Source organism: Pseudomonas sp. Z18(2022) (genome assembly GCF_036346535.1).
Lineage (GTDB): Bacteria > Pseudomonadota > Gammaproteobacteria > Pseudomonadales > Pseudomonadaceae > Aquipseudomonas > Aquipseudomonas yamanorum_A.
In genome coordinates this window covers 221,190-233,000 of sequence record NZ_JAOTOA010000008.1, presented here as the reverse complement: position 1 = coordinate 233,000, position 11,811 = coordinate 221,190, and the positions used below count along the sequence as shown (strand labels likewise).

The 11,811-nt window shown below is 62.8% G+C and carries 6 protein-coding genes and 1 pseudogene; all 7 read left to right on the top strand.

From position 1 onward, the window contains the following. Positions 1-1,010, top strand: a pseudogene (locus tag V3W39_RS18600) (hypothetical protein); the annotation flags it as partial. A gap of 154 nt (positions 1,011-1,164) precedes the next feature. Continuing rightward, on the top strand, positions 1,165-2,178 hold the full coding sequence (locus tag V3W39_RS18595) for an alpha/beta fold hydrolase (protein WP_177121545.1): 1,014 nt from the start codon (positions 1,165-1,167) through the stop codon (positions 2,176-2,178). Between the two features lie 26 nt (positions 2,179-2,204). After that, a complete protein-coding gene (locus tag V3W39_RS18590; protein ID WP_177041758.1) occupies positions 2,205-3,155 on the top strand; it encodes a D-2-hydroxyacid dehydrogenase family protein in 951 nt (316 codons plus the stop codon). A gap of 485 nt (positions 3,156-3,640) precedes the next feature. Beyond that, the gene (glgA, locus tag V3W39_RS18585) at positions 3,641-5,200 is read left to right on the top strand and encodes a glycogen synthase GlgA (RefSeq protein ID WP_177041756.1); all 1,560 of its coding nucleotides are present in this window, start codon (positions 3,641-3,643) and stop codon (positions 5,198-5,200) included. Between the two features lie 17 nt (positions 5,201-5,217). Beyond that, positions 5,218-6,969, top strand: a complete 1,752-nt coding sequence (gene treZ, locus V3W39_RS18580) for a malto-oligosyltrehalose trehalohydrolase (RefSeq protein WP_330213095.1) — start codon at positions 5,218-5,220, stop codon at positions 6,967-6,969. Then, entirely contained in the window at positions 6,966-9,050 is a 2,085-nt protein-coding gene (gene malQ, locus V3W39_RS18575; RefSeq protein WP_330213094.1) for a 4-alpha-glucanotransferase, read from the top strand. Before treZ ends, malQ begins: the two co-directional genes overlap by 4 nt. Beyond that, positions 9,047-11,803: a malto-oligosyltrehalose synthase gene (locus V3W39_RS18570; protein WP_330213093.1), complete on the top strand. Its 2,757-nt coding sequence runs from the start codon at positions 9,047-9,049 to the stop codon at positions 11,801-11,803. The genes malQ and V3W39_RS18570 overlap by 4 nt, the downstream gene beginning before the upstream one ends. Positions 11,804-11,811 lie beyond the last annotated feature (8 nt).

Below are 11,811 nucleotides of genomic sequence, written 5' to 3'. Positions count from 1 at the left end.
CGGGGGCGGGCACACCGTCCAAAGCACTGCAGCTGGATGTAGAAGCGTTGGCGGCACAGGAATGGGACCTGGTAACCGTAGCTGAAGCAACGGGTGGTGTGATTGATGCCGGCAAGATCAATAACGTACAGATTGACGGCTGGCCCTTTATGCAACCAGGACAACCACTCTGGATTGACTTGCACGGGACCGAAGACTTGGCGCTACGCAATGGGCGCACGGTAACCGCTGCCGAGTTCAATGCCAAACTTATACTGGAGCCGATCCCAGCCAGCTACCTGATGACGCTGAGGGACACCAGCACCCTGGAAATCACAGCTTATGTGTCGCTGGATGGGACGAACAATAAGGCAACGGCGCAGCAGTTCGAAATGGCAACATACGTGATTAAGGCCGGTGTACGGCCCGAAATCACAAGGCTGGCTACCGTAGTAAGCAGCTCAGTCCCGAACGGGGGCTCAAGCTACGAACCCAGAGCAACACTCACCGGGCGCGCGGAACCGCTGCAGGAGGTCGAGGTGTTCTACGGCGCTACATCTAAAGGCTTTGCAACAGCCAATAACTCTGGAGTCTGGACACTGCCGGTGACCGACCTGACCGTAGGCACTCAGAGCTTTACGGCCGTTACCGTCGGTGGTGGCCTGACGTCTGATCCCTGGGTACTGACCGTCCTGGCGGTAATTGCTCCACAAATCACCAGAGTCGGAGGTGGCTACGACTTTGGCAGTGGTACTGGAGAAACCATACCCGACGGCGGCACCTGGAACGGACGGACAATCAATGTTTCCGGCACAGGCACTCCCGGACACATACTGGGTGTTACGACAGACACACCTCCTGTCGAAACACTCTATTTTCCTACGAGAGTTGCAGCCGATGGAACATGGAGTACGGGCCTGTATCAAGGTTACCCATTAAACAAAGGATTTGTGCGGGTCCGGATTGCTGACGGCGATGCAAATCTAGTCTCCACCAGTTCAAGACAACTCAACTGGAAATGGCCAGCTTAGGTAACCGAAAAACATAACGGACGGATAAACGGGACAAATCTACTTAAACAGATTTGCCCCGTTTTTCTGCGTTCCCAGAAGCCCACTCGCTACCTTAATCCTCGCTTAATCCCCCCGCCACAGCATCCGGGCACTGTTCCCGGAGCCAATACCAATGTCAAAAATCCGCTCATTGTGTGTCGCCAGCCTGCTGCTCGGCAGCGTCCTGCCCGCCTTCGCCGCCACTGAAGGCCCAACCTACGGCCCAGAACTGCAAGGCTTCCAATACCCTTATCCGGTGGAACACTTCACCTTCCAGTCCCAGGGCAAATCCCTGCAAATGGGCTACATGGACGTGCCGGCCAAGGGCAAGGCGAATGGGCGCAGCATCGTGCTGATGCACGGCAAGAACTTCTGCGGCGCCACCTGGGATGCCTCGATCAAGGCCTTGAGTGACGCCGGCTACCGGGTGATCGCTCCCGACCAGATCGGTTTCTGCACCTCCAGCAAACCGGACAATTACCAGTACAGCTTCCAGCAACTGGCGATCAACACTCACCAGTTGCTGGAAAAACTCGGCATTCAAAAGGCCACGCTTCTTGGCCATTCCACCGGCGGCATGCTCGCCACGCGCTACGCCCTGCTATATCCGGAACAAACCGAACAACTTGCACTGGTAAACCCTATCGGCCTGGAAGACTGGAAAGCCATTGGCGTGCCCTATCGCAGCGTTGACCAATGGTACGAGCGCGAGCTGAAGCTCACCGCCGACGGCATCCGCAACTACGAACGCGACACCTACTACGCCGGCCACTGGAAGCCAGAATACGAGCGCTGGGTGCAGATGCTCGCCGGTATGAACAAGGGCCCCGGCCACACCGTGGTGGCATGGAACTCGGCGCTGATTTACGACATGATCTTCACCCAGCCGGTGTACTACGAGTTCAAGGACCTGCAGATGCCCACCCTGCTGCTGATCGGCACAGCCGACAACACCGCCATTGGCAAAGACATCGCCCCACCGGCGGTCAAGGCGAAGATCGGCAACTACGCGGTATTGGGCAAGCAGGTGGCCAAGTTGATCCCCCACGCCACCCTGGTGGAATTCCCGGGCCTGGGCCATGCGCCGCAAATGGAAGAACCGGCACAGTTTCACAAGGCGCTGTTGCAAGGGCTGAATGCCCTCTAATCCAACCTTTTTCGAGGCACGCGTGAATGTCGGTACAGATCGCAGTGATTGATGATTGGCAGAATGTGGCCAGTGGCGTGGTGGACTGGTCAGTCCTGGCGTCGGTCGGCCAGGTGCATTTCCTCCACGAGTACCCCGCAGATACCGCCACGCTGATCGAGCGCTTGCAGGGTTTCGAAGTGATCTGCGTGATGCGCGAGCGCACCACGTTTGACCAGGCCCTGCTGCAAGGCTTGCCCAAGCTCAAGCTGCTGGTGACCGGCGGCATGCGCAACGCCGCCATCGACATTCCCGCCGCCAAGGCCCTGGGCATCCAGGTGTGCGGCACCGACAGCTACAAACACGCCGCCCCGGAACTGACCTGGGCACTGATCATGGCCTCCACCCGCAACCTGCTGGCCGAAGCCAATTCCCTGCGCGCCGACGGCTGGCAAGTGGGCCTGGGCGGTGATCTGTACGGCAAGACCCTGGGGATTCTCGGCCTGGGCAGCATTGGCCAGAAGATCGCCAAGTATGGCCAGGCATTCGGCATGCGCGTGATTGCCTGGAGCGAAAACCTCACCCCGGAACGCGCCGCCGAGACCGGCGTGACCTGGGTCAGCAAGCGTGAACTGTTTGAACAGGCGGATGTGTTGTCGATTCACCTGGTGCTCAGCGACCGCAGCCGCGGGCTGGTGGACGCCGAGGCGCTGGGATGGATGAAGCCTGCGGCGCACCTGGTGAATACGGCGCGCGGGCCGATTGTCGATGAGGCGGCCTTGATTGACGCACTGGCCAATGGCCGGCTGGCAGGCGCGGCACTGGATGTCTACGCCCAGGAGCCGTTGCCTGCCGGGCACCCGTTCCGCCAGTTGCCGAATGTATTGGCCACGCCACACGTCGGTTATGTCAGCGAGCAGAATTACCGCCAGTTCTACGAGCAGATGATCGAAGACATTCAGGCGTGGGCCAAAGGCGTGCCTGTCCGCGCACTATAGCGGTGCACACCTCCCACCTCCCGTAGCAGCTGTCGAGCGCCAGCGAGGCTGCGTAGGGCGCGACCCGGTTCAGAATCGGCAGTGCGCCCGACGCAGCCTCGCTGGCGCTCGACAGCTGCTACTACGGAAGCGGTACCGGCGCTAGGGACGCTACGGTGCGGATGAAAAAAATTTGTCCTACAAAATCCCCCCACAGACCCCACGGGCTCTGGGATCTGTCCTAGACTCATGACCGATGGGTCCGTTCCAAAACAAAAACCCCGCAAAAAATCGAAACTTTCGAACTCTGCCGTAGGTCAGGTTTAAGGTAAGGCGAGCGCTGACGGTTCACGCCGAATGCCCGTCCATCCACTCTATTTAAGACTCCAGCACAACTGGCATAAGGCTTGCCAGTCTGTGTAGCGCTTGTGCGCCTGGCCGCAGGATGCGGTCAACCTTCGCTGATTGCCATATGCCATCAGCCGACCAACACATGGGAGAGAACTATGATCAGTGCCGCTGTAGATACTCAGGGAGAGCGTTTTAGTCAGCCGGTTGGCGGGCCGACCTCACTGGCCGACCTGCCGAACGCGCTGCGGCCGGTACAGAGTCAGAATCCCAATCGCAAGAAAGTGCTGTTTGTCACCTCCGAACTGGCTGACCTGGTGAAAACCGGCGGCCTGGGCGACGTGTCCGCTGCCCTGCCCCGCGCCATGGCGCACCTGCACGATGTGCGCGTGCTGATCCCCGGCTACCCGCAGGTGCTGGACAGCGACAACCCCATTCATATCATCGGTGAGCTGGGCGGCCACGCCGCATTGCCACCGTGCAAGATCGGGCGCATGGACCTCAAGGATGGCCTGGTCATCTACGTGCTGATCTGCCCCGAACTGTATGAGCGTGAAGGCACGCCCTACGGCGCCAACAACGGCCGTGACTGGCCCGACAACCATATCCGCTTCGCCCGCCTGGGCCTGGCCGCCGCCGATATTGCCGCCAACCTGGCGCAGATCCACTGGTGTCCGGACCTGGTGCACGCCCATGACTGGCCCGCCGGCCTGGCACCCGCCTACATGCACTGGCGTGGGTCACGCACCCCGACGCTGTTCACCATTCATAACCTGGCCTACCAGGGTGTGGTCAGCCTGGCCTCGTGCCCGGAACTGGGGATTCCCGAACACGCCTTGCAACAGGAAGGCATGGAGTTCTACGGCAAGCTGTCATTCCTGAAGGCCGGCATGGCGTACTCCAGCCATATCACCACGGTCAGCGCGACCTACGCCCAGGAAATCACCACCCCCGAATTCGGCTGTGGCCTGGACGGTTTCCTCGCCAGCAAGACCCAGCAAGGCCTGCTCAGCGGCATTCCCAACGGCATCGATGAAAGCTGGGAAGCGTCCACCGACTCGCACCTGACTCACCCCTTCAATATCGGTGACTGGGAAGGCAAGGCGCTGAACGCCGCCCATGTGCGCAACCTGTTCGGCCTGCATGACTCCACCGGCCCGCTGTTCGCCGTGGTGTCGCGCCTGGTCTACCAGAAAGGCCTGGACCTGACCGAAGCGGTCGCAAGCTTCATCGTCGAAAACGGCGGCCAGATCGCGATCATCGGTCGCGGCGAGCCTGAAGAAGAACAAGCCATGCGCGCCCTGGCCCTGCGCTTTCCCGGCCAGATCGGCGTGCGCATCGGCTTCAACGAGACCGACGCCCGCCGTATGTTTGCCGGTAGCGACTTCCTGCTGATGCCGTCCCGTTATGAACCCTGCGGCCTGAGCCAGATGTACGCCCAGCGCTTCGGCTCGTTGCCGGTGGCGCGCAACACCGGTGGCCTGGCCGACACCATTGAGGATGGCGTCACCGGCTTCCTGTTCAACGAATCCACTGTCGAAAGCTATGAAGCGGCCCTGAGCCGCGCGTTCAAGGTGTTCGCCTTCCCAGGCTTGCTCAATGCGATGCGTTGCCGAGCCATGGCCGCTCCGTTCAACTGGAGCCAGGCAGTGGAACCCTACGCCGAACTTTATGAAAAACTGGTGGCGAAAGCGCTGGGAAGATCGGGGAAACAGTAAAAAAGAGGTCTTCATAGATGCCGTCAAGGACTCTGGAAACCTGGCCCCACGGCGCGATCATGCTGGATGCGGAACACACCCGTTTCGCCTTGTGGGCGCCAGACGCGTTTTATGTCAGCGTTGAATTTGAAGAAGGTAAATCGGTGGCAATGCTGCCCCAGGCCGATGGCTGGTTTGTGGTGCAGCTGCAATGCCCACCGGGCACGCGCTACCGCTACAACATCGACGGCGAACAGGACGTTCCCGACCCGGCTTCCCGGGCCCAGGCCACGGACGTTCACGGTTTCAGCGTAGTGGTCGACCCGCTGGCCTATCAGTGGCGCCACAGCCACTGGCAAGGCCGGCCCTGGCACGAAGCCGTGATCTACGAGTTGCACGTGGGCGTGCTGGGGGGCTACGCCGAAGTCGAGAAACAACTGCCGCGCCTCGCGGAGCTGGGCGTCACCGCCATTGAGCTGATGCCCATCGCGCAGTTCCCCGGCGAACGCAACTGGGGCTACGACGGTGTCCTGCCCTACGCCCCCCAATCTTCCTACGGTTCGCCCGAACAGCTGAAACAGCTGATCGACAGCGCCCATCATCATGGCCTCGCGGTGATCCTGGATGTGGTCTACAACCACTTCGGCCCCGACGGCAATTACCTCGGCACCTACGCCAAAGGCTTCTTCCGCGAAGACGTGCACACGCCCTGGGGCGCCGGCATCGACTTTGATCGCAGGGAGGTCCGGGACTTCTTCATCGACAACGCACTGATGTGGCTGCTGGAATACCGCTTCGACGGCTTGCGCCTGGACGCCGTGCACGCCATCAACGACCCCGAGTTTCTTGAGGAACTGGCGCAAAAGGTCCGCCAGCAAGTCGATGCCGGGCGCCATGTGTGGCTGATGCTGGAAAACGAATTCAACCAGGCCAGCCTGCTGGAGGCCGGTTTCGACGCCCAGTGGAATGACGACGGGCACAACGCCCTGCACGTGCTGCTTACCGGCGAAACCGACGCCTACTACACCGACTTCGCCCAGGACCCCACCGGCAAGCTCGCCCGCTGCCTGAGCGAAGGTTTTATCTACCAGGGCCACACCACCCGCCACGGCCACACGCGCGGCGAGCCCAGCGGCCACCTGCCGCCCAGTGCCTTTGTGCTGTTCCTGCAGAACCACGACCAGATCGGCAACCGTGCCTTGGGCGAGCGTCTGCATCAGCTGTGTTCGCCCCAGGCCCTGAGCGCCGCGACGACCTTGCTGCTGATGTCGCCGATGATCCCCTTGATGTTCATGGGCGATGAAGTCAGCGCCGAAGAACCGTTCCTGTTCTTCACCGACCACCACGGCGAACTGGCCGAGGCAGTGCGTGAAGGCCGGCGCAACGAGTTTGCCGACTTTGCCGCCTTCAGCGACCCCGAGCGCCGCGAGCGGATTCCCGACCCCAACTCCCTGCAAACCTTCCGCCGCTCGGCACCCGCCCTTGCCGACTGCGGCGACTCGCAGCTCTACCGCCACCTGCTGAGCCTGCGCCACCAGCACATCGTGCCGCACCTGCCAGGCAGCGTGGCCTTGGGCGCCCAAGTGCTGGCCGACCACGCCGTCACCGCACGCTGGCGCCTGGGCAATGGCAGCCTGTTGCAGATCGACCTCAACCTGAGCGCCGAATCTCTGAACTACCCGGCAGCCTCGCACCTCCTATTTGTGACGCAGGAAAGTGGAGCCCGACAACTGGCTCCCTTCAGCGCCCGCGTCAGCCTTACCCATTCCCCTGTTGGAGAGCACCCTTGAGCGACGCGCAATTGGAAATACTCGCCAGCCGAGCGGGCCTGGCCGTCGATTGGATCGACGCAAACGGCCGCCCGCAACATGTGAAAGCCGACGCCCTGCGCGCCGTACTGAAAGGCCTGGGCCACCCGGCCGACAACGATGCCGAGATCGAAGCCAGCCTGCTGGACCTGGAGCGCGTGCAACAAGACAAGCACCTGCCGCCGCTGATGACCGTCGACAGCGGCGCCGGCCTGGACCTGGCGCGCTACTTCGCCCCGGGCACGCCGTGCCAGATTCACCTCGAAGACGAAAGCGTGCTGAACCTGAGCCTGGACGATGACGCCGTGTTGCCCGCAACGATTGCAGTGGGCTACCACCAGGTGCATATCGCCGACCAGCATTTCACCCTGGCCGTCGCCCCGACCCACTGCTACACCGTCGCGGAAGCGGTCGACACCCAAACCGCCCGTGCCTGGGGCCTGAGTGCGCAACTGTATTCCCTGCGCCGCAGCGGCGACGGCGGCTTTGGCGACACCCAGGCCCTGGAGCAACTGGCCCGGGCCGCCGCCGAGCGCGGCGCCGATGCCCTGGCCATCAGCCCGATGCACGCGATGTTCAGCGCCGACACCGAGCGCTTCAGCCCGTATTCCCCGTCCAGCCGCCTGTTCCTCAACAGTTTGTACGCCTCCCCCGGCTGCATCCTCGGCGAGCGTGCGGTGCAAATCGCCATCGAAGCCAGCGGCCTGGCCGATGAGCTGCAAGACCTCGAGCAGCAAAGCCTGATCGACTGGCCGGCCGCCGCCAAAGCCAAGCAGCGCCTGCTGCGTACCCTGTATGAAGACTTCCGCCGGGGCGACCACCCGCAGCACGCCGACTTCCTGAGCTTCCGCCAGGCCGGCGGCGAAGCCCTGGAAAACCACTGCCGCTTCGAAGCCATTCAGGCCCAGCGTGCAGCCGACGGCGAGAGCCTCGACTGGCGCCACTGGCCCGAGGACTGGCACAGCCCGCAAAGCCCGGCACTGGCGCAGTTCGCCGAAGACAATCGGGATGAAATCGGCTTCTACGCCTTCAATCAATGGCTGATCGCCCGCTGCCTGGAACGCGCGCAACAAGCCGCCCGGGGCAGTGGCATGGGCGTGGGCCTGATCGCCGACCTGGCCGTCGGCGCCGACGGCGGCGGCAGCCAGGCCTGGAGCCGCCAGGACGAACTGCTGGCGGACCTCACCGTGGGTGCGCCGCCCGACATTCTCAACCGCTCCGGCCAGGGCTGGGGCATCTCCGCATTTTCTCCCGAAGGCCTCAAGCGCAACGGCTTTCGCGCCTTCATCGAAATGCTGCGAGCCAACTTCGCCCATGCCGGCGGCTTGCGCATCGACCACGTGATGGGCCTGCAACGCCTGTGGGTGATCCCGATGGACGCCTCGCCACGGGACGGGGCTTACCTGTATTACCCGGTGGATGACCTGCTGCGGCTATTGGCCCTGGAATCGAGCCGCCACCAGGCGATCGTCCTCGGCGAAGACCTCGGCACCGTGCCCGACGGCCTGCGGGAAAAGCTCATCGCCCGCTCGATCCTCGGCATGCGTGTGCTGCTGTTCGAGCAAGACCACAGCGGCCAGTTCAAACCGATCCTGGATTGGCCGGACAACGCGCTGGCCACCACCAGCACCCATGACCTGCCGACCCTCAACGGCTGGTGGCACAGCCGCGATATCGACTGGAATATCCAGTTGGGCCTGATCGATGCCCCAACCGTGGAGCAATGGAGCGAACACCGCCTGCGGGAACGCCAGGCACTGCGCCAGGCCTTGAGCCAGGACCCGCAGAACTTCACCGATGAAATACGCAACGAAACCGACCACGTCATCGATGCCAGCGTGCGCTACCTGGGCCACACCCGCGCGCCGTTGGTATTGCTGCCACTGGAAGATGCCCTGGGCGTTGAGGAACAATCCAATCTGCCCGGCACCACCGACACCCACCCGAACTGGCGCCGCCGCCTGCCGGGCGATGCAGCCACTCTGCTCGACGATGAAAATGCCGCCCGCCGCCTTGAGCTGCTGGCCGTGGCGCGCATCCAGGCCCACGAGCGTGACCGATGAAGCCATTGACCCTGCGGGCTACCCAACGCCTGCAATTTCATAAAGGCTTCACCCTCGACGACGCCGTGCCGCTGGTGCCGTACTTCGCCGAACTGGGCATCAGCCACCTCTACGCCTCGCCGCTGCTGAGCGCGCGCGCCGGCTCGATGCACGGCTATGACGTGGTCGATCCCACCACCGTCAATCCCGAACTCGGTGGCGAACCCGCACTGCGCCGATTGGTAGCGGCCCTGCGTGAACATGAGATGGGCCTGATCCTCGACATCGTGTCCAACCACATGGCCGTCGGCGGTGCCGATAACCCCTGGTGGCTGGACCTGCTGGAGTGGGGCCGCCTGAGTCCCTACAGCGAGTTCTTTGACATTCAATGGCACTCGCCAGACCCATTGCTCAAGGGCCAGTTGCTGATGCCATTCCTCGGCAGCGACTACGGCGAAGCCCTGCAGTCCGGCGCCCTGCCCCTGTGTTTTGATCCGCAGCAAGGCGCGTTCTACGTCGAGCATTACGAACATCGCTTTCCGATCTGCCCACGGGAGTACGGCGAACTGGTGCCCATCAAGGCCCTGGCCGATCGGTTCAGCGGCCTGGCCTACCAGCCGGACGCCTATCCGCTGGCCGCCGCGCTGAAACAGGAACTGAGCGAGGCCGCCCGGGATCCCGGAACACTCAAGGCCATCGAAGATAACCTCGGCCTCTACGACGCCCGCCAGCCCGAAGGCTTTGCCCGCCTGCACAACCTGCTGGAACAACAAAGCTACCGCCTGGCCAGCTGGCGCACGGCGGCGGACGATATCAACTGGCGACGCTTCTTCGACGTCAACGAGCTGGGCGGCCTGCGGGTCGAGCGCAGCGCGGTGTTCGAAGCCACCCACGGCAAGATCTTCCAACTGATCGGCGAAGGCCTGATCGACGGCCTGCGCATCGACCACATCGACGGCCTTGCCGACCCGCGCGGTTACTGCCGCAAACTGCGTCGCCGCGTCGATTCCCTGGCGGGCGGGCGGCACTTGCCGATCTTCGTCGAGAAGATCCTCGGCGAAGGCGAAACCCTGCGCGAAGACTGGCGCGTAGACGGCACCACCGGCTACGAATTCATGAACCAGCTGTCGTTGCTGCAACATGACCCTAAAGGCTTCGAACCCCTGGCCGAGCTTTGGACCCGTCACACCGAACGCCCGTTTTCGTTTATCGAAGAAGCCTGGCTGGCCCGCCAGCAAATCCTCAACGGCTCCCTGGCCGGCGACTTCGAAAGCGTGGCCCAGGCCCTGCTGCAAGTGGCCCGGGACGATGTGATGAGCCGCGACCTGACGCTGGGCGCGATTCGCCGGGCGTTGCAGGAACTGATCGTGCACTTCCCGGTGTATCGCACCTACATCAGCGCCCGGGGCCGCAGCGAACTGGATGACGTATTTTTCCTGCAAGCCCTGGCCGGTGCTCGCAGCACCTTGAGCGAAGGCGACTGGCCGGTGCTCGACTACCTGGAAAAATGGCTCGGTGGCCAACCCTGGCGCGACCGCCCGCTGGGCCGCGAACGCAAGATGCTCAAGCATGCCTGCGTGCGCTTCCAGCAACTGACCTCGCCGGCAGCAGCCAAGGCGGTTGAAGACACCGCGTTCTATCGCTCGGGCGTGTTGCTCTCGCGCAATGACGTGGGCTTCAGTACGGAACAATTCAGCGCACCGCTGGAAGCCTTCCACGCCGTCAACCAGCAGCGCCTGCGCACCTTCCCCGACAACCTGCTGGCCACCGCCACCCATGACCACAAGCGCGGCGAAGACACCCGTGCGCGCCTGGCGGTACTGAGCGAATGCGCCGAGTGGTACGCCGAACAGGTCGAGCAATGGCGCACCCTCGCCGCTCGCTTGCGCAGCGATGGGCAAACGCCTTCGGCGGGTGACGAACTGATCCTCTACCAGGTGCTGCTGGGCAGTTGGCCCCTGGACCTGCACCGCGACGATGCCGAGGGCCTGGCGGACTATCACCGGCGCCTCTGGCAGTGGCAGCAGAAAGCCTTGCGTGAAGCCAAGTTGAACAGCAGTTGGAGCGCACCCAACGAGCTGTATGAGCAAGGTGTCGAAGCGTTCCTGTCACGGTTGCTGCTGGAGGACTCCGGCAAGGCCCTGCGCGACGCCATCGGCGAAGCCGCTCAGGCCATCGCCCCGGCGGGTGCGCTCAACGGGCTGGCGCAAACCTTGCTTCGTCTCACGGTGCCGGGGGTGCCGGATCTGTATCAGGGCGATGAGTTTTGGGACTTCACCCTGGTAGACCCGGATAACCGCCGGCCGGTGGATTTTCACGCACGGCAACAGGGGCTGCACACACCGCCGGACATCGGCGAGTTGCTGTTCAACTGGCATGACGGGCGTATAAAACAGGCGGTGATCAGCCAGGTCCTGACGTTGCGCAAGGCGCATGCGCAACTGTTTCGCCAGGGCAGCTACGAGCCGCTGGAAGTGGTCGGCGAACACGCTGAACGGGTGGTCGCCTTCTACCGCGAATACCAAGGCAAACAGCTGCTGGTGGTGGTGCCACGCTGGCCGCACCGCCTGCTTGAAAACGGTGTGTACCCCCTGATCAACGCGCAGATTTGGGGCGATACCCGGGTCCGATTACCGTTCGCCGCTCCAACCCGAAATTGGAAGGGACTTTTCCGAACAGGCGCAGTCACACCAGACAAGGAGCTCATGATCAGCGCTGCCCTGGGGGATTTCCCGGTCAATGTCTTTATCAATCCTGATGGTCAAGAAAGCTGAAAATTTTC

What these genes read in the sequence shown, in the direction of transcription:
- V3W39_RS18590 (WP_177041758.1), top strand. Translation starts at nt 2,205, where the DNA reads ATGTCGGTACAGATCGCAGTGATTGATGATTGGCAGAATGTGGCCAGT.
- V3W39_RS18595 (WP_177121545.1), top strand. Translation starts at nt 1,165, where the DNA reads ATGTCAAAAATCCGCTCATTGTGTGTCGCCAGCCTGCTGCTCGGCAGC.
- V3W39_RS18570 (WP_330213093.1), top strand. Translation starts at nt 9,047, where the DNA reads ATGAAGCCATTGACCCTGCGGGCTACCCAACGCCTGCAATTTCATAAA.
- glgA (WP_177041756.1), top strand. Translation starts at nt 3,641, where the DNA reads ATGATCAGTGCCGCTGTAGATACTCAGGGAGAGCGTTTTAGTCAGCCG.
- treZ (WP_330213095.1), top strand. Translation starts at nt 5,218, where the DNA reads ATGCCGTCAAGGACTCTGGAAACCTGGCCCCACGGCGCGATCATGCTG.